The organism is Desulfatitalea tepidiphila (genome assembly GCF_001293685.1).
Classification (GTDB): Bacteria; Desulfobacterota; Desulfobacteria; order Desulfobacterales; family Desulfosarcinaceae; genus Desulfatitalea; species Desulfatitalea tepidiphila.
Map to the genome: position 1 here is coordinate 2,111,762 of NZ_BCAG01000003.1, position 23,530 is coordinate 2,135,291.

The following is a 23,530-nucleotide window of genomic DNA, read 5'->3' on the forward strand; positions in this document are numbered from 1 at the left end:
CAGAAGCAAGGATCCGATGGTATCACGACCTGAGAACGATACGATGATCGACAAGGGACAAGGCCTCAATCTTGGCTTTGATAAATTTCTGTTCACCGAAAATATTGACGAGTCGCAAGCCCTCTTCTTCAGGCTCGACCTTGTCTACGGACTCCATAATCAACTGCTCGGATTCTCCTTCACGCAAGTAGGCATTGGCTTCACACATAATTTTGACCTCGATTAAAACTATTCGTTCAATAGAATATGACGTTTCAGGTGTTGGTCAACCAGCTCATCCACCAGGTGCGGCAATGGCATGGCTGATGCTCCGACGACGGTGATGTTCTCCTGGGACAGGGGTAGAATTAATTTTGGAGAAGGAGAGGAGGCGATGGCTGCAGCCATTTTGGGTGTCACCTCACCCATCATGGCGTTAGCCAGGATGATTCCCATGGCACCGATGATGATATCCGCCGTGCTGACCGTTTGTACGATGGCATTTTCGCCGGAAGCCCCCCGGTTGGCCTTGGCCTTCAACATTTGGGCGGTGGCGATGGCATTGGTCCCCAAGGCAATGATCTCCACCGATTCGCCGTAAACCTCCTTGAGCCGCTTAATGATAACACTTCCGATCCCGCCCCCCTGGCCGTCGACGACACAAATTCTTTTTCGTTTAACACTTCCGCTCAAGGAAATATCTCCAGTTTGGAAGACACGGTTATCCAAACAAAAGTGTTCAGGCCGACTTACCCGGCCGCCTCTTCTTCATTCCAACGTGATAGACGACGCCGTCGCCGCTAAAGTTTGGACAGCACTTTGTTCATTTTGCGCTTTCGCTTGGGCAGGCGTCGGGATGGCCCAGTTTTTTTGGTTGTGGCCTGCCATCCCGATGCGGAAGCCGTCTCCTCCGCCCCTTTCGAATCCATATATTGTGCCATTTCCAGGCGTTCGTCAAATTCGGCGGAACCGATCGTCGCAGCGCCATTGGCAACGGCGAAATCGATGATCTCCCGGTCTGAGCTGACCACCAGAGCGTTGGCCTTCTCGCGGCCGAGGATCCGTTTGATCACCTCGTCGGCCAACTCACCGGCTTTCGAAAACCGCAACCGGATTCCCTTGGCCTGATCGCGCCGGGGCATCCCCGGCTCGGCATCGCCGCCGTCGAACACGATGGTCACAGGAAACGGCTTCAGCTTCCGGTAAGCGGCCACGGCTTCCACCAGCGCCTCACGGCCAGCCTGCAGATCATAACGGTCGATGCGCTTCAGCCGCTGGGATTGGCGTATCAAATTATATCCGTCGATGACGATGTGCATAAGATCCGGAATCGAAGGAAGCAACGGCTGCAGTCTTTGGCCTCAGACCTCCCGATGCGGACCAGCTGTAAATCTCCTGCAGCAATTCCTTCGGGCAAAAGAAATCAAAGGGCGTTCAACAGCTCCAGGAGGCGGTTCAAATCTTCGGTGCTGTAGAACTCGATTTCCAACCGGCCCTTTTTCCCCCGACGCTTGATTTGAACCTTGGTGCCAAATCGTCGTGCCAGGGATTCGGCGACCGTGTTCAGGTGGCGATCTTCTGAAGTGTTCTTTTTTCGCTCGATCGTCTCGGTGGCATCGCGAAGCCGCTTGACCAACTCCTCGGTCTGTCTCACCGAGAGTCCTTTGCGCAAAATCGCCCGCCAAGCCGCATTCTGCTGGGTCGGTGTATCCGCACCCAAAAGCGCCCGCGCGTGGCCCATGCTCAGCTGACCTTCGGTAATGCTGATTTTGATGGGCTCCGGCAGCTGGCGCAAGCGGAGAAAATTGGCCACCGCCGAGCGACTCTTTCCCACCTTCTGGGCCGCCTGCTCCTGGGTGAGGCCGAATTCTTCGATCAGTCGATGATAGGCGTCGGCCTCTTCCATGGGATTGAGGTTTTCGCGCTGGATGTTTTCAACGATCGACATCTCGAGCATTTCCGCATCCGAGACGCGCTTGACCACCACCGGGACCTTCTTCAGCCCGGCCATTTTGGCTGCCCGAAGCCGCCGTTCACCGGCAACCAGCTCGTACCCCATGTCGATCGGACGAACCAGCAATGGTTGCAGAACACCCTGCTCACGAATCGAAGCACTCAACTGTGCCAGTTCTTCTTCGGCAAAATGGGACCGCGGCTGGAAACGATTGGGTTGGAGCATGTCGATGTCGCATTCCAGGTATCCCTGCTTGTCTGCACTGGTTTGCATGTCGTAAACCGACTCCCCACCGGGAATCAGTGCATCCAGGCCTCTTCCTAGTGCCATTTTTTTCCTTTTCCTGGCTACCGTGTCAGCAGGCTTTTGCATATCTGCCATTTTTATTCCTCATGCAGATCCCAACCATAGGCCGTGGATCCGTGTGGCGTCGGTTTCACACACTGTGTACCGGCTCAATCGAGTGCTAAAATCAGTTGACCAGATCCCTGGTCATGATCTCCCGGGCCAGTGCAAAATAGCTCTGTGATCCGACCGAAGCCGCATCATAGAGCAAAATAGGTTTGCCGAAACTGGGCGATTCCCCCAAGCGGACATTGCGCGGAATAATGGTTTTATATACCAGTTCCTTAAAATGAGACTCCGCATCATCGGCCACCTGATGCGACAAATTGGTGCGTTTGTCGAACATGGTCAGTAAGATGCCTGAAATTTTAAGGTGAGGGTTCAGGCTCTGTCGAATCCTCTGGAAGGTCTGAATGAGTTGGCTCAACCCCTCCAACGCATAAAACTCGCACTGCAACGGTATCAGCAGGGCATCGGCGGCTGTCATGGCATTGACCGTGAGCAGACTCAACGATGGCGGACAATCCACAATAATATAATCGAAATCAGACCGAACCGGATCCAGCAGGCGCTTGAGTGCCTTCTCACGGTCGGGTTCGTCCATCATCTCCACATCGAATCCGATGAGTTCGACCCGCGAAGGCAGCACCTTGAGGGCATCGATTTGCGAATCGACAATCAGCTCGCGGGCGTTGGCCTCTCCGATCATGCCGTGATAAAGTGTTTGACGGATGCAGTTCTTGTCCAGACCGATACCCGTGGTCGCATTGGCTTGTGGATCGCAATCGACCAGTAGCGTCCGTTTCTCGAATATGGCCATTGCCGCGGAGAGATTGACCGCTGTAGTGGTTTTGCCCACGCCCCCCTTTTGGTTGGCTATGCAGATGATCTGTCCCATCGGCGGGACACTACCATAAAAGATGGTATTTGAAAAGCGGTTAAGAATGTGACATGATGAGCATTTTAGAAAAGATGAACCAACTCAAGGGGATCATGAGAAAAGGGCTTAGAAAATCATTCAATCGTCTCGGTCTGGCACTTTCCCTTCTGGTGTCGATGGTTTGGTGCACCCCCGCCCACGCCATTTCGATCAAAGAGGAAAAGGAGCTCTCCCAGGAATTTATGCGTTATGTGCATCGCTATTACGACCTCGTCGAAGATCCGCTCATAAACGCCTACGTTAATGACGTCGGTCAGAAAATATTGGCCAAAATACCGACGCAACCGTTCGATTATCGATTCTTTGTCATCAAGGAAAACGTATACAACGCCTTTGCCATCCCCGCGGGGTATATCTTCATTAACAGCGGCATGTTGTTGGCGATGGAACACGAAGATGAGCTGGCCGGTATTCTGGCCCATGAAATCTCCCATGTGGTCTGCCGCCACATTTCCCAACGCATCGAGCGATCCAAGAAACTCGATTTGGCGACCATGGCTGGCGTCGTGGCAGGCGTCTTTTTAGGCGTGGCCGGTGGTTCCGCCGAAGCGGCCCAGGCGCTCACCCTCGGATCCATGGCGGCCGGCCAGACCCTCGCATTGGCTTATAGTCGCGAAGATGAGAGCCAGGCCGACCAGTTCGGGTTGGCCTACCTCGAAGAAGCAGGGTACTCGGCCGAAGGTCTGCTGATAATCCTGAAGAAAATCCGCAGTCGCCAGTGGTTCGGCACCAGCCAGATCCCAACCTACATGATGACGCACCCCGCGGTGGAGGATCGCATTGCCCATATCGACGCGTGGTTGAGCACGAGGCAAACAGCCGATCCGCAACACCATCTGACTGCCGGCCCATCGAAACAGCTGCAGCGCGTGCAATATCGCTTGCGTGCGCTCTATGCGGAGCCCAACGGCGCCGCCCAATTTTTTGAGGCCATCCTTAAAAAGACTCCATCGGACGCCGATGCGGCCCACGCCTACGGTCTGTTGTTGGCCCGCATGGGGAAACGTCAGGAAGCCTTTGATTATCTCCAAACGGCGCTGGCCGTGAATCCATTGGATCCAACCCTCCTCAGTGATCTGGGAAAAGTCCATTTTTCAGACGGTAATACCAAAGAGGCGTTGAAGATACTGCAGGGGGCCGCGTCGTTGCCCGGCAGGAACTCGGAGGGGTTATTCTACCTTGGACGCACCTATATGGAACTTGGTGATTTCAACAATGCCGTCGACATCTTCGAGAATTTGCTCGAAGCCAATAGCGGGTATACTGCGGCCTACCTGGCACTCGGTCAGACCTATGGAAAACTGGCCCGTATCCCTGAAGCCCATTATTTCCTGGGTATTTATCATTACGAACTGGGAGATGACCGCACGGCACAGTACCACTTGTCACGCGCCCAGCAAGGCCTGAACGACCCAAAAAAGATCGAAAAAACCCGAAGGCTCTTAGAAGCCATCGGCAAATTACCGGCCGAACAGACGCAATGACGCAGCCCTTGAATCACGCCTTGTCGAAGTGCGAGAAGTGCATCGTGAAAGTGCCGCGTCCCTGGGTCGCCGACCGTAAAATGGTCGAGTAGCCGAACATGCGGGAAAGCGGCACGATGGCACGGATCTCCTGAACGCCGACCTTGGGTTCGATGGATTCCACCTTTCCCGAACGGGCATTCAAATCGCCGATCACGTCGCCCATGAATTCTTCCGGAACATAAATTTCGACCTTCATAAAAGGGTCGAGAAGATATCCCTTGCCGGCCACGAGGGCCTCCTTGGAAGCCATCGCAGCGCTCACCTTGTATGCCAATTCAGACCCCTGGCTCTCTTTGTAACCGCCACCGACCAGCTTGGCCTCCACATCGACGACCGGATACCCCATCACGGTGCCGCTCTCCAGGCTCTCCATGACCCCTTTCTCGACAGCGGGAATATAATCGGCGGGAATCACGGTATCGTCGATGTTACTCACAAAACGGTTCCCCGTTCCTCTGGGCAGAGGCGTCAATGTCAAATGAACCTCCCCATAATGGCGCTGGCCGGCCACCTCTTTGTCGAACACCGAGGCACCCTGGGCCGTTTGCGCAATGGTTTCCCGGTAGACGACCTGGGGTTTACCGACGCTGACCTGAGTGTTGAACTCCCTGCGCATCCGGCTGATAATCACCTCCAGATGCAACTCACCCATTCCCGACAGGATCATCTGTCCGGTCTCTTCATCCTCCTGAACCCGCAGGGTCGGATCTTCGTCCGTAAATTTTGCGAGCACATCCTTGAGCTTTTCGATATCCGAATGTGTTTTGGGCTCGACCGCTACCGAAATCACCGGTTCGTAGATCTCGATGTTTTCCAGCAGAACCGGATTATCGGCGCTGCACAGCGTTTCACCCGTGGAGCCGTCCTTCAATCCCACCACACCGACAATGCTTCCCGCACCGGCAACATCCAGCCGTTCCCGTTTATTGGCGTGCATGCGCAACAATCTGGACAACTTCTCCTTTTTTTTGCGTATGGGATTGTAGACCTCCTTGCCGGCTTCCAGCCGACCGCTGTAAACCCGCACGAAGGTCATTTTGCGCCCCTCCATCAGCGCCACCTTAAAAATGAGAGCGGCCAGCGGTTTGTTATCAGCCGGCGGACAAGCAATCGTTTCACCGGTATCCGGATGAATCCCCTGCATCGGAGGAAGATCGGCCGGGCTGGGCAAAAAGGCGACGATGGCATCCAAGAGCGGTTGAATGCCCTTGTTTTTCAAGGCGCTCCCACATAATACGGGCACCAGCTTCAACCCGATGGTGGCTTTGCGGATGGCGGCCGATAGCGTGTCGCTGTCGATGGGCTTCTCGGCTAAATAGGCTTCCATCAACTCATCATCCACCTCGGCCACCGTCTCCAGAAGCATTTCTCGATAACGCCGCGCTTCCTCGAGGTAACCTTCCGGGATCTCTTCATCCTGGAAGGTGGCCCCCAGTGAATCATCATCCCATACCACCGCCTTCATCCGAATCAGATCGATGATGCCGACCAGATTCTCCCGGGTCCCATAGGGCAGCTGAAGAAGCAAGGGGTTGGCCTTGAGGCGCTTTTTCATCATCTCCACGGTGTTGAAAAAATCGGCGCCGATGCGATCGAGTTTGTTGATAAACGCCAGTTTGGGGACCCGATATTTGTCCGCCTGCCGCCAGACCGTTTCCGACTGTGGCTCAACCCCGCCGACCGCGCAAAAAACGCCCACGGCACCATCGAGCACACGCAACGAGCGCTCGACTTCAATGGTGAAATCCACATGTCCGGGCGTGTCGATGATGTGGATGTCCTTTCCCTTCCAGGGGCAGGTCGTGACCGCGGAAGTTATCGTAATGCCGCGTTCCTGCTCGTCCGGCATCCAGTCCATCACCGCTTCGCCGTCATGAACCTCGCCCAGTTTATGGGAACGCCCGGTATAATAAAGTATCCGTTCGGTCACGGTGGTCTTGCCGGCATCGATGTGCGCGATGATGCCGATGTTTCGAATATCCTGTATTTTTAATTTAGAGCTCATCGTATCCACATCATGTCGACTTCGAAAGGGAATCGCAAATCCGAATGGCCGGCCAATGTGACCGCTTCCCTTCCACCGATTAAAAATTTGACGGATCGAATTCCGTCCACATTGAGCACCAAGGTGTTGACAATGGAATAAATAGACAACAATTCGGCCCCGGCACCGCCCGGATGATTGGAAAAGGAACCAGCGGCAAAATCAAGATAGGCGACCTCGGCAGGAGTAATGAACAATGCGTCCAGACGGGCATCACCCGGTATTGTACGCGATGCCCCCTGGGTGGGACCGGCAATCAACGATTCGATCAAAAGCTGTCCATAAGACGCCTTATCTACCGGTTTTTCCAGGACACGCTGTTCCGCGATCAGGTATTCTCCCTGATGATCTGCGAAATAGAGGTGCGCCATAGCCTTTTCCACAGGGCGCTGGTGCGGATCAGGCAATCCAGACCCTAAAGGTGCCGACTCAGAGGCATGCCGGGCCACCCACCACCCGGTGAACATGGCCACCAACAGAGCGGCGCCGACAACGGACAGTGCGAGTCCCGATCTGCGAGACAGGCCGAAAGTCATGCGCGCTCTCCTGCCACGGCTGATTTATAAATTCCTGGTAAAACAGTTCAAACCGGCGCCTGCTTTCTAAGCCACTTGTATATAGATGTCAAGCCATGCGCCTGCCGCACAGCGATTCTAACTGGTGCCCATCCACAAATGACCAGTTTGCCCGATATCTGCGTTGCTCGAAAAATTTAATCCTCGGAATATCAAATATATGCCTGCGGTTAAATTTTTCGAGCGCCTTGATCTCGACCAAATTTGCCTATTTGTGGACGGGCACCAACTGATATGCCATTCATTAAACCCGGCGTGGATGGGGCAGGTGACCGATGTCACACTGTTAAATACGACAAGCCGTCCGCAATGAGGCGCAAGCCGGCGGGGGCCGGCCAACGCGGCCACTATCGGTATCTTCACGAAAACCTGCCCGACACCCATTTGGGTCGGTTAAAATTGACATCAAGGCGGAGATGTCTATAGTGACGTATCGTGAAATAGAGGATTCCCGTATACAAGCCGATACTTAAAGACATCTCGAGTGGATATATACGGCGGCGAAGTGGTCACGGGTAACAACGTAGCGGCCACTAGGAATCGGGGGGTTCCTTTCTGCTTTGGGGAAGCTTGGCCTCCTTCATCGTCGAATCCCATAAATTGGCGAGGCCTTCCTTCTCGCGCGTTCCGGTTTTTATTTTCAGCCACACGTTCAATACCAGAAGCAGCAGGTAGAAACCGGCTGCCAGAACGACGAGGGTCAGGACCATCACCATCATATTTTCTAAAATGCTTGTGACTACCTGCATCATTCAACGACCCATTTCGTTGGTACCCATCCACAAATGGTCATTTTACGCGATATCGGCGATATGCTCAAAATTTTACCCTCGGCGTACTCGACGGGCCGCAGCAACACCTAATAAAGCATTCTTGCGCCTGGCTCAAGAGGCCTTCATTTTATCTATGAAACAAAGGGAGGATGCCATCCGATGCTGATCGATCGCTTTTTTGAAAAAGGTCGTGCTTTTCTCGGTAGCCGCTTTCCGATCATGTGTGGTGCCATGACCTGGGTCAGTGATCCCAACCTGGTCAGCGCTATCGGCAATGCGGGCGGGTTTGGTCTTCTGGCGGCCGGCAATATGCCGGTCGACGTCCTGCGCTCGCAGATCGAGCAGACGCGGCAATTGACGCAGCAACCCTTTGGGGTGAACATCATCACGCTGGCGCCGGCCTATCAGGATCACCTGGATCTGGCCTGCAACATGGGCTGCGAATTCATTGTCTTCGCCGGCGGCATCCCCAAGAAAAAGGAGATTCAACAAGCCAGGGAAGCTGGGGCCAAAGTCATCTGTTTTGCCTCCACGGCGCCCCTGGCGATGATGCTCATCGAACGCGGCGCCGACGCCCTGATGCTCGAAGGTTTTGAAGCGGGAGGGCATATCGGTCCCATTGCCCTATCGGTCCTGATCCAGCAAATTCTCTTCACCGTTGACAGCGTTCCGATATTTATTGCCGGTGGGATTGCAACCGGTCGCATGATGGCCCATCTGCTCATGATGGGCGCCGCTGGCATTCAAATGGGCACACGCTTCGTCATGTCCGAAGAGTGCTCGGCCCACCCTAATTTTAAAGAGACATTCAAAAAAGCCAAAGCCAAGGATGCAGTGGCCACCCCCCAATTCGACGGCCGCTTGCCGGTGATTCCGGTCCGAGCCCTTAAGAACGATGGCACCATCGAATTCGGCAAGCTGCAGTTGGAGTTGTTGTATAAACTGGAGAACCAGTCCATGGACCGGGACGAGGCCCAGTATGAAGTCGAACGCTTCTGGGTTGGCGCCCTCAAACGGGCGGTTATCGACGGGGATGTGATCAAAGGTTCACTCATGGCTGGTCAATCGGTGGGCCTGGTCGAAGATGTCAAACCGCTTAAAACGATCATCGATGAAATGGTCGAGCATGCCGAAGCTGAGTTGCAGCGCCTGAAAAAAGTCCTGACGCCGGAATAAAGAGCTTGAAATCTCGAGAGACACAGAATAATGTCCGAATAGTTATATTCTACTATTCGTACACCACCTGAAGAGAAAGTTCCGGCGATGCGCAAAATTGCCGTAGCCATGGCCAAAGGCGGCGTTGGGAAAACCACCACCTCGGTCAATCTAGCCCATGCGTTGGCGCTCCAGGGGCAGCGCGTGCTGCTGGTCGATTGCGACACTCAGGATCAGGTGGCGAAATTTTTGGGTGTATCGCCAAAATACGGGTTGTACGAGTTCGTCACGGGCCGTGATGAACGTGGGCAACCCCTGGCTAAAATGGAGACCATTCACAAGGCGCGTGAGAATCTCTGGATCCTGGCCGGTGGCATCAAGCTGGTGGAGCTTAAACACTGGCTGGGCGAACAACCCCGCGAGCAACGTCATGCGCTGCTCAGCAAAACGCTGGTTCCCAAGGGTGATCGCCTCGATTTCCTGATCTTCGATTGCTCGCCGGGTTGGGACATCCTCAGTGTCAACATTCTCATGGCGGTCAATGAAGTACTCTGCCCGGTGTCCCTGCAGGCACCTGCCCTGGAAGGCCTCAAAACCTTCTTCGGCTATCTCATTTCGGCCCAGAAATTGAACAACGACCTGGCGTTGAAATATGTACTGCCCACCCTGTTCGACCGGCGGACCCGCCAGAGTTTCGATCTTTACCATAAACTCAGGCGGTTTTTTACCCGGCAGATCTGCCATCCGATCCGTTACAACGTAAGGTTATCCGAAGCACCGGCCGTGGGGAAAACCATCTTCGAGTACGACCAGCGCGCGATCGGCGCCCAGGACTACCAAAAATTGACCAGGAGGCTCATCGATGACGGCATCCGATCAAAACAAGTCCCCAGATTTTTTTGAGGACCATGGTCTCGATCCGGTGACAACCGCAACCCGATACCCATCAGCTGCATCAGCACCCCCGAAACGAAAAGCCGGCTTTTATCTGTCCGAAACACTGCTCGAACGCTTCAACCGCCATTTTCACCGGATGAAACTGGCCGGCGCGCCGGTTGAGAACAAATCCGCCTTGCTGGAGCTGGCGCTGACTTTTGCACTGGAAGACCTGGAGCGCGGTGATCAGAGCAAATTGCTGCGCAGCCTGAACAGTCGTTCGTAAATCCTTTTTCTCCTCATGCCCCAATCCCTTCGCTCGGGGTACTGAAAAGAAAAATTACCCCGTTTCATCAGGAAAGGATCGTTTTGAACACTGTCAACGGACATCTGGAAATCATGGATAAAGGATTCGGCTTTCTGCGCAGCATCGCGGACAATTTCCAGCCGGGTCCGGTCGACACATTTGTTCCGGCGGCCTTGATCGCCCGGCACAAATTGCGGGAGGGGGTTTACATCGAAGGCACCGGCACCAAGGGCGGGGCCAACAATACGAATCTGAAGCTCGACCGCATTGAAACCATCAACGGCATGGCCCCAGACGAATTTGCCGGGGTGGCACCCCTGCAGCAGCAAACGAGCATCAATCCCACCCAACGTTTCCTCATGACCCGTTCTGAGAGAGACCTCATGGGCATGGTGCTGGACCGCATCGTACCCATGGGACGGGGGCAGCGGGGCCTGATCATCGCACCCCCCAAAACCGGGAAAACGACCATCCTCCAACACATGGCCAACGCTATCACGTCTGCCTACGACGACGCCATGGTGTTCGTTCTCCTGGTGGACGAGCGCCCCGAGGAGGTCACGGACTTCAAACGAAGCGTGAAAGGCGCACAGGTCCTGGCCTCCTCCGCCGACCAAACCATCGCCCAACATCTGCGCATGACCCGTCTGGCCATGAACTGCGCCATCCGGTGGGCCGAGATGGGGCGCGATGCTGTGGTCTTCATCGATTCCCTCACCCGCATGGCGAGGGCGTTCAACACGGAGACCCGGAGTCACGGCCGCACCATGTCCGGCGGACTGGCCGCCAATGCCCTGGACATCCCCCGCCAGGTCTTCGGCGCAGCCCGCAACATCGAACACGGTGGCTCACTCACCATTATGGCCACCATCCTGATCGACACGGGCAGCCGCATGGACGATATCATCTATCAGGAGTTCAAAGGGACCGGCAATCTCGATCTGGTCCTGAGCCGCGAATGCGCCGAACAACGCCTGTGGCCGGCCATCGATATCAAACAATCGGGTACCCGCAAGGAAGAACTGTTGATGGAAAAGGCCGCTTATCAGGAGAGCATCGATTTGCGCCGGGCCCTGTCCAAATTCAACACCGTCAATGCCCTGGGGGCCCTTCTGGAGCATTTGAACCAGCGAGCGCCCGCCCGTCCCCGCGTTTCCTGAAGCGTCCCCGCCGTTGCCTCGCTCCCATGGCCCGAAATCGTATTTGAACCAGTCAGTTGCCGTTTCCTTTCGTTGACAGGGATGCCGGCTTTTGCCATAGTCTTTGCAAAGGGGAGAATTTCCATGACAGGACGTGTCACCACAAAACGCCCGGATTCAAACCCAATGGAGATGAAACCAGCCATCCCTCCCGATCATACGGACCAAGAGGCAGCCGCCCCTCTCCTTACGCCAAACACACCGACCAGCAACGATTTGAACGAGGCCCCCGTCACCCCTCAACGGGAAAGCGTTGCCATCGATTACCGACGCATGCTGGAAAACTCAGGGGACGGCTATTTCGAAGTCGACCTGTCCGGCAATTTCACACGCATCAATGACGCTGCCTGTCGTTTTATCGGGAGAACCCGCGAAGAGTCCATCGGTCTGAACTATAGGGACTATATGCGTCCCGATGAAGCCCAGCGCATTCTTCATATCTACCAGGAAGTCTACCAGACCGGCCAGCCATCCGAGTTGATGGAATACAATATTATCCGCAAGGACGGCACAATCGCCACCCATCAAACCGTCGTCACCCTGTTGCGTGATGTCAGCGGCAACCCCCTTGGCTTTTGCGGTATCGTGCGCGACCTCACCCGACAAAAAGCGATGGAGCGAGCGCTGCGCGAAAGCGAGGAGAGTTACCAGCGGGTGCTGGAATTGGCGCCCGATGCCATTGCCATCAACGATGCCCGCACGTCGAAATACATTCAAGTCAACACCGCCTTTTGCCAGCACACCGGTTACCGTCCCGAAGAGATCATTGGCCGAACGCCCATCGAATTGAATTTATACTTAGATCCCGGGGATGATCAACGTATTAAAAGACTTCTCATCAACGAGGGTAAAATCGACGGACTCGAACTGCGATACCAAAAAAAGTCCGGAGAGCAGTTCGAAGACCTGGTTTCCGCGAGAATGATCCGTTTCAAAGGCAAAACCTGCTCGCTGTTTGTCGCTACCGGCATCACGCCGCTCAAGCAGGCCCAGAAGGCGCTTTGCGAGAGCGAAAAGCGTTATCGGGAAATACTCGAGGCGGCGCCGGATGCGATCTGCCTCACCACCCTGTCCGACGGCCGATATGTGGAGGCCAACAGCGAGTTTTACCGGCGAACCGGCTACACCCCCTCGGAGACCATCGGGTTCACGTCCACAGATCTGAACCTCTACGTCAATCCTGGAGACCGGCAGCTGTTCATAGACACACTTCAATCCAAGGGGCAGGTGGACGCATTCGAACTGCCGGTGCGTTACAAAGACGGCACCATATCAGAACAATTGTGGTCGGCCCGGATCATCGAGCATGGCGGTCAGCAGTGTCTGCTGGTCATCGCCCGCCCCATCGACGACATTAAAGCCGCACAGCGGGCGGTTGTGGAAAGCGAAGAGAGCTATCGTCGAATCATGGAGCTGGCACCGGACATGATCGTCATTACCCGCCAGGCCGACGGGCGAATCGTGGCGGCAAATGACGCCTTTTGCGCGCGCACCGGTTTCAGCAGAAACGAGCTGATCGGCCACACCCCCATCGAATTGGGGTTCTACACCGATCCGGATAACCGCAGGCGCTGGATGGAAGCGCTTAGACGCGACGGCAAAGTGCAAGGCATCGAGCTGCAATTCATCAACCGGGCCGGTAAGGTTCATGACGATCTCTTTTCGGCACAATACATCCGCTTCAAGGGCGAGGACTGTGTTTTAGCGGTCATCACCAGTATCACCCAACTGAAAAATAACCAACGGGAGCTGGAGCACTATCGGCGCGACCTGGAACAAATCATCGCGGAACGCACCAAAGCCTTGGAAGCGGCCCAGGCCGAACTGGTCAAACGTGAAAAATTGGCGGTCCTCGGCCAGCTCACGGCCACGGTCAGCCACGAATTGCGTAACCCGTTGGGCGTCATCCGCTCGTCGAACTACTACCTGCAGAGTAAAAACAGAGATAAAAGCCAAAAATCGGAGAAGCATTTTCGCCGCATCGACGAACAGGTGACATTGTGCGATACCATCGTGGCCGAGTTGCTGGAATACACGCGAGGGCGCAGCATATGGGTCGCCAAGCAACCCATGGCGCCATGGATGACCGAGGTCGTGGAACAACTGCAGGAAACCAAGGGTGTCGATATTGCGCTGACCATCCCCGATGATCTGCCTGACCTCCACCACGACAGGGAGAAGATGCGGCGCGTGCTGATCAACGTGCTGGACAACGCGGTCCAAGCCGTTCAGGAAAAGATGAAAGAGATGCAAAAACGCACCGAGTGGTATCGTCCGGCCATATCGGTCAGAACTGAAACCGTCGATAATGAGGTGACGATTTGTATCACGGACAACGGCATCGGCATGAATGAAGAGACTCGCCGACGCGCTTTTGAGCCCCTCTTCACCACTCGGGCACGGGGCACGGGTATCGGCCTGGCCAATGTAAAAAAAATTGTCGAGGAGCATGGCGGCCGGATCGTATTGACGAGCCGCACGGACCAGGGGACAGAAATGAAGATCGTCCTGCCTTGCGTACGTGAAACCTGATGGTTGTCAGAGGACCCAGACCGCAGTTGACGCAAATGGAAAAGGGTTGGCATGGCTCAAGAACCGGATCGGAAACAGAATCGCGCAGAGAACGGTGATCCCCATCTGGCCGCCGATACAGCTTCGTCGATGCAGGAAGTCCAGCAGGATCTGCTGGCATGCATGGCGCAAACCTATTTTGAGACCGATCTGAACGGACGGCTCACCCGCTTCAACGACTATGTCTGCCGCTTTCACGGCCGCACCAGTGACGAGCTGCGCAGCATGAGCTACCGTGACTTCATCCCCACCGACCAGGCCCAGGCCGTCGCCGAGGCCTTTCAGCGCGTTTTCCAAACCGGTATCCCCTCTCCCATCCTCGAATATGAGGTGATCCGCAAAGACGGCTCGGCGGTCACGGCCCAAACGGTGGTCGCACTGCGCCGGGATGCTTCCGGAACCCCGGTCGGCTTCTGCGGCATATCCCGGGACGTCACGGCATCAAAACAGATCCAGCGCGCCTTGCACCACAGCGAAGAGAGCCACCGGGCCATCCTGGAGGCAGCCCCCTATTCCATTGCCATTATGCGCTGTTCGGACTGGACTTACGTCCTGGTGAATCAGGTTTTTTGTCAACGCACGGGTTACAGCAAAGAAGAGGCGATCGGTCGGACCTCTTCTGAACTGAACCTTTACAATAACCCCAGGGACCGGGGGCGGTTTTTCGAAACCTTTCATCGGGATGGACAAGTGGATCGCCTGGAGATCACATTTCAATCCAAGGAGGGCCGCCCTCTGGAAAACCTGGTGTCCGCCCGACCCATCCGGTTCAATGGCGAGGACTGCATCCTGAGCATTTCCACGAATATCTCTGACATTAAAAACGCCCAAAGAGCATTGCAGGAAAGCGAAGCGAGTTATCGCACCATATTGCAGGCTGCGCCCTACTCGATCACCATATTGCGCATGTCCGACGGTCGATATGTGGAGGTCAACGAGGCCTTTTGCCTTCGTCTGGGTTATCGTCCCGAAGAATCCATCGGACGAACCGTCAATGAGCTGCATTTGTTTGAAAATTCAGGAGACTTGAAACGGCTCTTGGAGGTGTTCGGAAAGCAGGAGCGAGTGGACAATATGGAGATCGCCTTCCGCACCCGCAATGGTACCATTACGACCAGTCTCGTTTCGGCGCGGCCGATCCAATACAAAGGGGAGGCGTGCATCCTGTTCATCACCTCCAATATCGACGCATTGAAAGAGACCCAACGGGCCCTGGAAGAGAGCGAAGCCCGCTTCCGGGCCGTTTTTTAAACCGCAGCCGATCCCATTTTTTTAAATGACCTGCAAACCGGCCGATTTATCGATGTGAATCAGGCCGCCTGCCGACATCTGGGATACGACAAGGCTGAATTCGCCAGCATCTCGATCGCCGATATCGGCGAACCGCCCTGCGCGTACCCGGTCACCCATTCTTGCCATCCTCCGACCGGGAGCAAGCCGATGTTCTTCGAGACATCGCATGTGCGAAAAGACGGTTCCAGGGCCGTCGTTGAGGTCAGCAGCCAGGTAATGGTGCATAAAGGCAAAAAGACGCTGCTCAGCATTGCCCGCGACGTGACCCGCCGTAAAAAGGCCGAGCAGGAGCTTGCCCGGTATCATGAAAACCTGGAGCAGATGGTGGCCGAGCGGACGCGGGAACTGGAAGCGGCCCAGGATGAATTGGTCAAGCGTGAAAAACTGGCCGTGCTCGGACAACTGACGGCAACCGTCAGCCACGAACTGAGAAATCCCCTGGGCGTCATCCGTTCGTCCAATTTTTACTTACAAAAAAGAATGAAGACCGAAGACGAAAAAGCCAGGAAGCATTTCCAGCGCATCGAGGATCAAATCACCTTGTGTGAGGCGATCGTCGCCGACCTGCTCGAATATACCCGTGGTCGTCAGGCTTCGATTGTCAAACAGGAGATTTCCCCGTGGCTGGAACAGGTGGTGGAGCAGGTCGAGGAGCAGGAGGGTATCCCCATCGACCTTGAACTCGCCGGAGCGCTGCCGCCGGTCCCTCATGATCCGGAGAAGATGCGGCGGGTCCTGATCAATCTCCTGGTGAATGCCGTGCAAGCGGTCAAATCCCGCTCCGAGGCGGCGGATAACGAGGCGTCGACCTATGAACCGCGCATTGGTGTGAAGTCTTTGATGCGCGATGGCCAATTGGCTATTGAGGTGTCGGACAATGGCATCGGCATGGATGAGGAGACGCAGCGCCGCGCCTTCGAGCCCCTGTTTACCACGCGCGCACGCGGTACGGGTATCGGCCTGGCCAATGTCAAAAAAATCATCGAAGAACACGGTGGCCTTATTACGATGGAGAGCCGGCCGGGACAAGGCACGAAATTCTCTCTGCTCTTGCCATATACTTCCGGTCATTGAACAGTTATGAGGAGGCGACATGGGATTCAGGATCCTGGTGGTGGACGACAACGAGGCCTATACCGACAGCATCAAGGATATTCTGGAAGATGAAGGGTATGAGGTCGAAACGGCCAACAGCGGCGAGGATGCCTGCACTCTCACGGATGACAAGGATTTCGACCTCGTTCTGATGGATATCAAAATGCCGGGCATGAACGGCGTGGAGTGTTTTTTGAACATGAAGGCGCGCAACCCGGGCATCAAGGTGATTCTCTTCACCGCCTACGCGCTTACCGAACTGATCCAGCAGGCGCTGGATAACGGCGTCCAGATGGTTCTGAAGAAGCCGTTGAACATGGACAAACTGCACACCGCCATCGAGGCCAACCTGCAGCGACCGGAGGGTGGGTATATCCTGATCGCCGACGACGACCGCGCCTTGTGCGAAAATCTGTATGAGACCCTCGTCGATTATGGGTACCGGGTGGCCATGGCCTGCAGCCCTCACGATGCGATTCGAGAAGCCGAGCGCCGGCCTTTCGACATCCTTTTACTCGATCTGAAGATGCCCGGCCTCAACGGACTCGAAGTCTACCGTCGCATCAAACAGTTCCAACCCAACCTGGTAACGATTCTCATGACCGGTTATGCCGAAGAGATGAACGAGATGATCGATCAGGCCATTTCGGAGAGTGTCTACACGATGCTGCCGAAACCCATCGATGTCAAACAGCTTCTTAATCTGATGGCGCGCGTGGACGAAGATCGCAAATTGGGGATGATCCGCAAACCTGTAACGGAATAGTGGAGTAGGCGCGATGCTCAAGACCATCCTGATTGTCGATGATGACGAAGCCATGGCGGACAATCTTTGCGACATTCTGAGCGACGAGGGATACGATCCGATCATGGCCAACACCTGCACGGACGCACTGGCACAGGCCGATACGCGCCATCCGCAGGTGGCGCTGCTCGATCTGAAATTGCCCGATGACACCGGCATCAACCTGCTGGCGAAACTCAAAGAGAAAAACCCGGACTGTGTCTGTGCCCTGATGACCGCTTTCGCCGATGTGGATTCGGCCGTCACCGCCTTGGAAAAAGGGGCTTTTCACTACCTGCAGAAACCGGTTCGGCCCATCGAGCTGATCAATCTGCTCGAACGGATTTTCGAAACCATTCAAATTCGTGAAGATAAACGCATCGCCGAAGAACGATTGAGAGACAGCGAAAGACGCTTCCGGACCATTTTCGAAAGCGCCCAGGATGCGATCTTTCTAAAAGACGCCGATCTTAGATACACCCTCGTCAACCCGGCCATGGAGAGACTCTACGGGCTCAAGGCCGATGATTTTTGCGGGCAGACCGATGAGCAGCTTTTTGGTGAGGAAAAGGGAAACCAGACCCGAAATATCGAAACTCGCGTGCTCCAGGGAGAAATCGTGGAAGAAGAGATGAAACTCGTTCGGGACACCACCAAGATCTTCCACAGCATCAAGGTGCCGCTGCCAGGTCAGGACGGGGACACCGGGGGCATCTGCGGCTTTGTGCGCGACATTTCCATCACCAAGCATCTCGAGGCCCAGTTACTGCAAGCCCAGAAAATGGAAGCCATCGGCACCCTGGCCGGAGGCATCTCCCACGATTTCAACAATTTGCTCCAAGCCATCCTGGGTTATGCGCAAATGCTGCTCATGGACAAAAACGTCCCGCCTGCCAACGCGGCCAAGCTGAGGGAGATCGAAAAGGCCGCCCAGCGCGCCACGGAACTCACCTCCCAACTGCTGGCCTTCAGCCGCAAGATGGAGATCCACCCCCGGCCCGTCGATTTGAACCAGGTCGTGCTGCAGGTCGAAAAACTGCTCAAGCGCACCATTCCAAAAATGATCAATATCGAGTTAAGGTTGACCGATTCCGTGCTGACGGTCAATGCCGATCCAGGCCAGGTCGAGCAAGTGCTGCTCAATATCGGCGTCAACGCCCGCGACGCCATGCCCGACGGCGGCCGTCTGATCATCGAAACGGAAAATGTGACGCAGGACACGGCCCTGGGAAGACTCCATCTGGGCGATGTGGGCGGTGAATATGTCCGGCTCTCCATCGCCGATAATGGACAGGGCATGACCGAAGAGGTACGCCAGCACATCTTCGAACCCTTTTACACCACCAAACAGCCGGGCAAGGGGACAGGGCTGGGACTCGCCATGGCCTATGGCATCATCCACAACCATGGCGGTCATATTCTCTGTGAGAGTCAACCAGGCAACGGCACGACCTTCTATATCTATCTTCCCGCCATCAAAATGGCCACCGTCAGGCCGGTTGCCACCCGGGAGGATCCCATCCAGAGGGGCAGCGGCGAAACCATTCTGGTCGTGGACGACGAGGAATTTTTAAGAGAACTGGCCAGGGACATGCTATCCAACAACGGCTACCAGGTGATCACGGCCGGAAGCGGCGAAAGCGGATTGTCGCTGTACCGGGAAAAAAGCGATGCCATCGCGCTGGTCATTTTGGACCTGATCATGCCGGGCATGGGCGGCAAGCACTGCATGGAAGAGATTTTAAACTTCAACCCCGACGCCAAGGTCGTGATCTCCAGCGGCTACAGCATGGAAGATCCTGCCTCGGACGAGGTATTGCAACGTGCCCGGGGTTTTATTCAAAAGCCTTACAATTTCAGAAAAATGCTGAAACTGCTGCACGATGTGGTTAAGGATGCGGCATAGATCGGCAGCCTGGTGAATCATATTAGAGAAAGCACAATGTGCAAGCCCCAGGCCAGGGCAGTGGACAAAAACGCCGAAAAGGTCATGAGCCGGCAGGCAGCGACGATATGACCGGGCCTGACCGGCCCGTAACCGGCTCCGATGACAGGCTTCTCCACCCTTCGGCCGTGGTAGGAGTTGGGACCGTTCAGCCAGACCGCCAGGGCGCCGGCAAAGGCCGCCTCGGGTCGGCCGGCATTGGGGCTGCTATGGCGGTGCCCTTCCCGCAAGGCGGTTTTCAGGGCCCGGCGGCCGGCGTCTTTTGAAAGCATTCCGGCCGCGGCCCCGATGACGAGCACCGACAAGCGAGCCGGAATGTAATTGGCCGCATCGTCGATGCGCGCCGCGATCTTCCCGAATTGAATATAGCGGTCGTTTTTATATCCCACCATGGAGTCCAGGGTACTGATCATCTTGAAGGCCATTCCCAGAGGGGCGCCGCCGATGGCAATAAAAAGCAAAGGAGACAAAATGCCGTCCACGAAATTCTCCGCTACGGTTTCCACCGTGGCCCGGGCAATGTCCGGCGCCTGATAATGGTCCACGTCTCGGCTCACGATAAAGGCCAGCTTCCGGCGGGCCGCGGGAATGGAATCATCGCGCAACACCCTGTACATCTCCATGGCTGCATCGCCGAGCGACCGAATGGAGAGAGCGTAGTAAATCATCGCCACTTCGCCCGCCCAACCCAGGGCCGGATGAATACCTGACAACACATGCAACACCGATAGCGCGGCCAACCAGGCGGCCGCAATCAAGCCGATGGCGAGCGCCGCACCGGCGACACGGTCGTTGGGAATGCGTCTTCGGCACACCGGCTCCATCTTTTCGATGGCCCGTCCCATCCAACGCACCGGATGGGGCCACCCCTGGGGATCTCCCAGGAGCAGGTCGAGGGCGACGCCGGCCGGCAGCGCAAGCCAGGTCAGAAGGAATGGTGATGGATCCGGCATGGTGCACACTTCATCGTGTCGATTCTTCGTTTCTGTTCAAGAGACCGGCTCCTCACCGACACGCCAATGCCGAAAGCAAACCCACCACCTTTCGATTGACGTCGGGTTGATTGACGGCAATACGGACGAATCGTTCTCCCAGTCCGAAGAAATTGCTGCAGTCGCGAACGAGAACCCGTTCCCGCGCAAAGCGTTCCCAAATCGTGGGAGCATCGAGACCGGGGGGCGACTCCACCAGGAAGAAGGTCGTCCGGCTCGGGTAGAGCTTCAGGCCCGCTTCGCCGCTTAACTGATCGAAAAACAGGGTTCGCTCGCGAATGATATATGCACAGCTCTCGTCCACGAACCGGGCGGTCGATTCGGAACGGGTGGTTATAAAGGCCACCGCCGCCTGGGAGAGACTGTTGAGGCTCCAGGGCACCCGGGCGTTTCGAAAGCGTTCGGCCAACACGGGAGCGGCGATCAAAAAACCGATACGCAGGCCAGGGAGCCGGAAAAGCTTGGAAAATGAATGCAGGACAATGACATTGTTCAGTCCACAGGCCGCCAGGGTCACCGCATCGGCATCGGGCACAAAGCCCAGATAGGATTCGTCGATGACAAAGCGCGTTTCGGGATACCGACGACACAAGTCGAGCAGCACGGACCTCGGCAGCAACACGCCGGTCGGATTGTTGGGGTTGCAGATCACCACCGTATCGGCCCTGCCGGCCATTCGATCGAGCCCTTCCAGATCGACTCGAAATCGATCCTCGGGCGTGGCCAGCAGGTGCTCGAACGGCAATTCGGCCGAACGGCATGCATCCGCATAATCGGCGTAAGTCGGACCGACGATCAGCACCCGGCGAGAGGCCAATATCCCGAACATCGCATAGATGAACTGGGTCGTGCCGGCACCGGCCACGACCGTTCGTGGATCGACGCCCAGGTAGCGCGCCATCGACATCTCGATGGTGCGGCTGTCGACTTCCGGCAGCGCACAAACCGTGGCCATCTGCTCTCGCAGGTGGTCGAGCACCCCGGGCGGGGGGCCCAGCGGATTGATGTTGCTGCTCACATCGGCAATCTCATCGGGCCGGCAACCGAGTCGGTCGGCGAGGCCGTATACATTTCCCCCGTGGCCCTGGATCATCCCACGCCCTCCCCTGCCCGGCCGCATTGCAACGAACGCTGCCCGCTGCCCCGGCCGTTCTCCGAGCCACTCCGATAGACGAGATCATCGACGATCCTCATATCCAGATATCGTCCCGCATGGTCGGCCAACGCCTCGTAGGCCTGTTCGCGCGCGGCGGGTCCGGGGAGGGCCGCCACACGTATCCGGTCCAACCCGACGCCGCCCAGCCAGCGTTTCATGATGGCCGGCGAATCGAACCATCCATGCACATAGGTGCCCAGCACCCGGCCGTCATCGCCGATGCAGCCGTCCCTGTCGTCGCAGGCTGCGCCGTTTCGGGCAAGGATCCGCAGCAGGGAACGGCCCCCCGTGCAACGCGTCTGCCCCATGTGAATCTCGTATCCCAGGCCCACTTCGTCGTCCCAGGCAAAGCGGGTGCGGGTGGTGGTCTTAGGCGCCTTCAACTCGGTTTCCATGGCCAGCAGACCCAGCCCGGGAGTGCTGCCCGGACGCCCTTCGATACCGTCCGGATCGCGTACGGCCGTGCCGAGCATCTGGTAGCCGCCGCAGATGCCCAGCAAATGCCCGCCCTTGTCGTGGTAGGCCCGGATCGCTTCCCGCCAGCCGCTGGCCGCCAGCCAATCCAGGTCACTGCGGGTATTTTTGGAACCGGGCAGGATGACCGCCGAAAAACGGTCGAGGGGCCGGGGCCGGTACAAATAGACCAGGGTCACCCCATCCAGCCGCGCGAGCGGATCGAAGTCGGTGAAGTTGGAGATGTGGGGCAACCGTATCACGCCGATGCACGGTCCCTCACCGGCGACGGTCTCGGGCCGTTCGATGATCACGGCGTCCTCTGCTTCGATGGTGAAGGCCGAAAACCAGGGCAAGACCCCGATGACCGGCCGGTGGATTTGCGCCTCGATCCAGGAGATCCCATCGCGAAACATCTCGATGTCGCCCCGGAACCGGTTGACGATCACCCCGGCGATCGGCCGGCGCCGCTCTTCCGGCAGGCAGGCCAGGGTGCCCACGATCTGGGCGAATACGCCGCCGCGGTGGATGTCGGCCACCAGTATGACCGGCGCATCGGCATAACCGGCCATGGCCAGGTTGACGATGTCGCGATCCATGAGGTTGACTTCTGCGCACGAACCGGCCCCCTCCATGACGATCAGGTCGAAGCGGCGGCGCAGTCGGTCCAGGGCCGCGCAGGCCACCCCGAAAAGCTGCTCCTTCTGCTCGTGGTACACCCTGGCCGCGGCATTCATGCGGGCCTGGCCGAGCACCACCACCTGCGCGCCGACCTCGCTGGTGGGCTTGAGCAGGATGGGATTCATGTCCACGTGCGGGGCGATGCCGGCCGCTTCGGCTTGTACGATCTGGGCCCGCCCCATCTCCAACCCGTCGGGGGTCACCCCCGAATTGTTGGACATGTTCTGCGCCTTGAACGGCGCCACCCTGACCCCTTGCCGCGCATAATGGCGGCACAACGCCGTGGCCACGACGCTCTTGCCCACGTCCGATCCGGTGCCCAGTATCGCGATACAGGCGGCCTTGGCGTCCATTTTACTTTTCGATCCCTTCGCGGGCCAGAATGCCGCGTCGAAAATAGTGCTTGATCTCCTGCATTTCGGTCACCAGGTCGGCCTTCTCGATCACGGCCGGGGGCGCGTTGCGGCCGGTGATCACCAATTCGGTCTCGGGACGCCGGGCGGCTATCAGGGCCAGCAGGTCTTCCTCGCCCACCAGCCCGGTACCGTAGGCCACGTTGGCTTCGTCGGCGATGACCACATCGAAGTCACCGGAGGCCAAGGCCCTTTCGATGGCCTTGAGGCCTACGCGCGCGGCGGCAATGTCCTCTTCGCAAGGATTGCCGCGGATAAAGCATCCCCGGCCGAACTGTTCCAGGGTAATCTTGTCTCCGAATCGCTCCAGGGCCTTGATCTCATTGTAATCGGCATTTTTGATGAACTGTCCGATATAGACCCGCATCCCTGCGCCGGCCGCCCGCAGGGCCAATCCCAGGGCCGCCGTGGTCTTGCCTTTGCCATTACCCGTGTACACGTGCACATAACCTTCCATAGTCATCTCCTTCCCTT

22 protein-coding genes are annotated in these 23,530 nt (G+C 56.7%); 10 read left to right on the plus strand and 12 right to left on the minus strand.

The window, feature by feature from the left end; genetic code table 11:
* Positions 1 to 22: 22 nt before the first annotated feature.
* From DFT_RS25120 to DFT_RS14020, 5 genes are all read right to left on the minus strand, one after another.
* On the minus strand, positions 23 to 208 hold the full coding sequence (locus DFT_RS25120; RefSeq protein WP_076750560.1) for a CooT family nickel-binding protein: 186 nt from the start codon (positions 206 to 208) through the stop codon (positions 23 to 25).
* 20 nt (positions 209 to 228) lie between these two features.
* Entirely contained in the window at positions 229 to 672 is a 444-nt protein-coding gene (locus tag DFT_RS14005) for a DUF3842 family protein (RefSeq protein WP_054031786.1), read from the minus strand.
* 107 nt (positions 673 to 779) lie between these two features.
* Positions 780 to 1,298, minus strand: coding sequence for an NYN domain-containing protein (locus tag DFT_RS14010; RefSeq protein ID WP_054031787.1), 519 nt, complete (start codon positions 1,296 to 1,298; stop codon positions 780 to 782).
* Between the two features lie 104 nt (positions 1,299 to 1,402).
* Entirely contained in the window at positions 1,403 to 2,263 is an 861-nt protein-coding gene (locus DFT_RS14015; protein WP_235506233.1) for a ParB/RepB/Spo0J family partition protein, read from the minus strand.
* Positions 2,264 to 2,405: 142 nt separating this feature from the next.
* On the minus strand, positions 2,406 to 3,176 hold the full coding sequence (locus tag DFT_RS14020; protein WP_054031788.1) for a ParA family protein: 771 nt from the start codon (positions 3,174 to 3,176) through the stop codon (positions 2,406 to 2,408).
* Between the two features lie 53 nt (positions 3,177 to 3,229).
* On the opposite strand from DFT_RS14020, the gene DFT_RS14025 reads away from it, so the two are divergent.
* On the plus strand, positions 3,230 to 4,702 hold the full coding sequence (locus tag DFT_RS14025) for a M48 family metallopeptidase (RefSeq protein ID WP_054031789.1): 1,473 nt from the start codon (positions 3,230 to 3,232) through the stop codon (positions 4,700 to 4,702).
* A 13-nt stretch (positions 4,703 to 4,715) separates the two neighbouring features.
* Here DFT_RS14025 and fusA read toward each other — a convergent pair whose 3' ends face one another.
* The 3 genes from fusA to DFT_RS14040 form a co-directional block, all read right to left on the minus strand.
* Positions 4,716 to 6,749, minus strand: coding sequence for an elongation factor G (gene fusA / locus DFT_RS14030; protein ID WP_054031790.1), 2,034 nt, complete (start codon positions 6,747 to 6,749; stop codon positions 4,716 to 4,718).
* Entirely contained in the window at positions 6,746 to 7,324 is a 579-nt protein-coding gene (locus DFT_RS14035; protein WP_054031791.1) for a GerMN domain-containing protein, read from the minus strand. Before DFT_RS14035 ends, fusA begins: the two co-directional genes overlap by 4 nt.
* Positions 7,325 to 7,896: 572 nt before the next feature.
* Positions 7,897 to 8,115 (minus strand): hypothetical protein, encoded by a 219-nt coding sequence (locus DFT_RS14040; protein WP_054031792.1) that lies wholly within the window; start codon positions 8,113 to 8,115, stop codon positions 7,897 to 7,899.
* Between the two features lie 180 nt (positions 8,116 to 8,295).
* Between DFT_RS14040 and DFT_RS14045 the strand changes: the two genes are divergently transcribed.
* The 9 genes from DFT_RS14045 to DFT_RS14085 all read left to right on the plus strand — a co-directional run bounded on the left by DFT_RS14045 (position 8,296) and on the right by DFT_RS14085 (position 19,322).
* A complete protein-coding gene (locus tag DFT_RS14045; RefSeq protein ID WP_054031793.1) occupies positions 8,296 to 9,312 on the plus strand; it encodes an NAD(P)H-dependent flavin oxidoreductase in 1,017 nt (338 codons plus the stop codon).
* An 87-nt stretch (positions 9,313 to 9,399) separates the two neighbouring features.
* Positions 9,400 to 10,194: a ParA family protein gene (locus DFT_RS14050; protein ID WP_054031794.1), complete on the plus strand. Its 795-nt coding sequence runs from the start codon at positions 9,400 to 9,402 to the stop codon at positions 10,192 to 10,194.
* On the plus strand, positions 10,154 to 10,453 hold the full coding sequence (locus DFT_RS14055; protein WP_054031795.1) for a hypothetical protein: 300 nt from the start codon (positions 10,154 to 10,156) through the stop codon (positions 10,451 to 10,453). Before DFT_RS14050 ends, DFT_RS14055 begins: the two co-directional genes overlap by 41 nt.
* Before the next feature lie 77 nt (positions 10,454 to 10,530).
* Positions 10,531 to 11,634, plus strand: a complete 1,104-nt coding sequence (gene rho, locus DFT_RS14060; RefSeq protein WP_076750561.1) for a transcription termination factor Rho — start codon at positions 10,531 to 10,533, stop codon at positions 11,632 to 11,634.
* A gap of 165 nt (positions 11,635 to 11,799) precedes the next feature.
* Positions 11,800 to 14,205, plus strand: coding sequence for a PAS domain-containing protein (locus DFT_RS14065; protein ID WP_054031796.1), 2,406 nt, complete (start codon positions 11,800 to 11,802; stop codon positions 14,203 to 14,205).
* A gap of 51 nt (positions 14,206 to 14,256) precedes the next feature.
* Positions 14,257 to 15,495 (plus strand): PAS domain-containing protein, encoded by a 1,239-nt coding sequence (locus tag DFT_RS14070; RefSeq protein ID WP_054031797.1) that lies wholly within the window; start codon positions 14,257 to 14,259, stop codon positions 15,493 to 15,495.
* 48 nt (positions 15,496 to 15,543) lie between these two features.
* A complete protein-coding gene (locus tag DFT_RS14075) occupies positions 15,544 to 16,611 on the plus strand; it encodes a two-component system sensor histidine kinase NtrB (RefSeq protein ID WP_501161843.1) in 1,068 nt (355 codons plus the stop codon).
* A gap of 19 nt (positions 16,612 to 16,630) precedes the next feature.
* Positions 16,631 to 17,398, plus strand: a complete 768-nt coding sequence (locus DFT_RS14080; protein WP_054031799.1) for a response regulator — start codon at positions 16,631 to 16,633, stop codon at positions 17,396 to 17,398.
* A 13-nt stretch (positions 17,399 to 17,411) separates the two neighbouring features.
* The gene (locus tag DFT_RS14085) at positions 17,412 to 19,322 is read left to right on the plus strand and encodes a hybrid sensor histidine kinase/response regulator (protein ID WP_054031800.1); all 1,911 of its coding nucleotides are present in this window, start codon (positions 17,412 to 17,414) and stop codon (positions 19,320 to 19,322) included.
* A 17-nt stretch (positions 19,323 to 19,339) separates the two neighbouring features.
* Here DFT_RS14085 and cbiB read toward each other — a convergent pair whose 3' ends face one another.
* Genes cbiB through DFT_RS14105 form a run of 4 tightly spaced genes read right to left on the minus strand, consistent with a single transcriptional unit; the run spans position 19,340 to position 23,513 of the window.
* Complete coding sequence (gene cbiB / locus DFT_RS14090; protein ID WP_054031801.1) at positions 19,340 to 20,314, minus strand: adenosylcobinamide-phosphate synthase CbiB; 975 nt, start codon at positions 20,312 to 20,314, stop codon at positions 19,340 to 19,342.
* 52 nt (positions 20,315 to 20,366) lie between these two features.
* Positions 20,367 to 21,446, minus strand: a complete 1,080-nt coding sequence (locus DFT_RS14095; RefSeq protein WP_054031802.1) for a threonine-phosphate decarboxylase — start codon at positions 21,444 to 21,446, stop codon at positions 20,367 to 20,369.
* Positions 21,443 to 22,996: a cobyric acid synthase gene (locus tag DFT_RS14100; RefSeq protein WP_076750565.1), complete on the minus strand. Its 1,554-nt coding sequence runs from the start codon at positions 22,994 to 22,996 to the stop codon at positions 21,443 to 21,445. The genes DFT_RS14095 and DFT_RS14100 overlap by 4 nt, the downstream gene beginning before the upstream one ends.
* A 1-nt stretch (position 22,997) precedes the next feature.
* Positions 22,998 to 23,513 (minus strand): cob(I)yrinic acid a,c-diamide adenosyltransferase, encoded by a 516-nt coding sequence (locus DFT_RS14105; RefSeq protein WP_054031803.1) that lies wholly within the window; start codon positions 23,511 to 23,513, stop codon positions 22,998 to 23,000.
* Positions 23,514 to 23,530 lie beyond the last annotated feature (17 nt).

What these genes read in the sequence shown, in the direction of transcription:
- DFT_RS14025 (WP_054031789.1), top strand. Translation starts at nt 3,230, where the DNA reads ATGATGAGCATTTTAGAAAAGATGAACCAACTCAAGGGGATCATGAGA.
- DFT_RS14095 (WP_054031802.1), bottom strand. Translation starts at nt 21,446, where the DNA reads ATGATCCAGGGCCACGGGGGAAATGTATACGGCCTCGCCGACCGACTC.
- DFT_RS14100 (WP_076750565.1), bottom strand. Translation starts at nt 22,996, where the DNA reads ATGGACGCCAAGGCCGCCTGTATCGCGATACTGGGCACCGGATCGGAC.
- DFT_RS14010 (WP_054031787.1), bottom strand. Translation starts at nt 1,298, where the DNA reads ATGCACATCGTCATCGACGGATATAATTTGATACGCCAATCCCAGCGG.
- DFT_RS14105 (WP_054031803.1), bottom strand. Translation starts at nt 23,513, where the DNA reads ATGGAAGGTTATGTGCACGTGTACACGGGTAATGGCAAAGGCAAGACC.
- DFT_RS14040 (WP_054031792.1), bottom strand. Translation starts at nt 8,115, where the DNA reads ATGATGCAGGTAGTCACAAGCATTTTAGAAAATATGATGGTGATGGTC.
- DFT_RS14020 (WP_054031788.1), bottom strand. Translation starts at nt 3,176, where the DNA reads ATGGGACAGATCATCTGCATAGCCAACCAAAAGGGGGGCGTGGGCAAA.
- DFT_RS14055 (WP_054031795.1), top strand. Translation starts at nt 10,154, where the DNA reads ATGACGGCATCCGATCAAAACAAGTCCCCAGATTTTTTTGAGGACCAT.
- DFT_RS14045 (WP_054031793.1), top strand. Translation starts at nt 8,296, where the DNA reads ATGCTGATCGATCGCTTTTTTGAAAAAGGTCGTGCTTTTCTCGGTAGC.
- DFT_RS14070 (WP_054031797.1), top strand. Translation starts at nt 14,257, where the DNA reads ATGGCTCAAGAACCGGATCGGAAACAGAATCGCGCAGAGAACGGTGAT.
- cbiB (WP_054031801.1), bottom strand. Translation starts at nt 20,314, where the DNA reads ATGCCGGATCCATCACCATTCCTTCTGACCTGGCTTGCGCTGCCGGCC.
- DFT_RS25120 (WP_076750560.1), bottom strand. Translation starts at nt 208, where the DNA reads ATGTGTGAAGCCAATGCCTACTTGCGTGAAGGAGAATCCGAGCAGTTG.
- DFT_RS14035 (WP_054031791.1), bottom strand. Translation starts at nt 7,324, where the DNA reads ATGACTTTCGGCCTGTCTCGCAGATCGGGACTCGCACTGTCCGTTGTC.
- DFT_RS14065 (WP_054031796.1), top strand. Translation starts at nt 11,800, where the DNA reads ATGGAGATGAAACCAGCCATCCCTCCCGATCATACGGACCAAGAGGCA.
- DFT_RS14080 (WP_054031799.1), top strand. Translation starts at nt 16,631, where the DNA reads ATGGGATTCAGGATCCTGGTGGTGGACGACAACGAGGCCTATACCGAC.
- DFT_RS14085 (WP_054031800.1), top strand. Translation starts at nt 17,412, where the DNA reads ATGCTCAAGACCATCCTGATTGTCGATGATGACGAAGCCATGGCGGAC.
- DFT_RS14015 (WP_235506233.1), bottom strand. Translation starts at nt 2,263, where the DNA reads ATGGCACTAGGAAGAGGCCTGGATGCACTGATTCCCGGTGGGGAGTCG.
- fusA (WP_054031790.1), bottom strand. Translation starts at nt 6,749, where the DNA reads ATGAGCTCTAAATTAAAAATACAGGATATTCGAAACATCGGCATCATC.
- DFT_RS14050 (WP_054031794.1), top strand. Translation starts at nt 9,400, where the DNA reads ATGCGCAAAATTGCCGTAGCCATGGCCAAAGGCGGCGTTGGGAAAACC.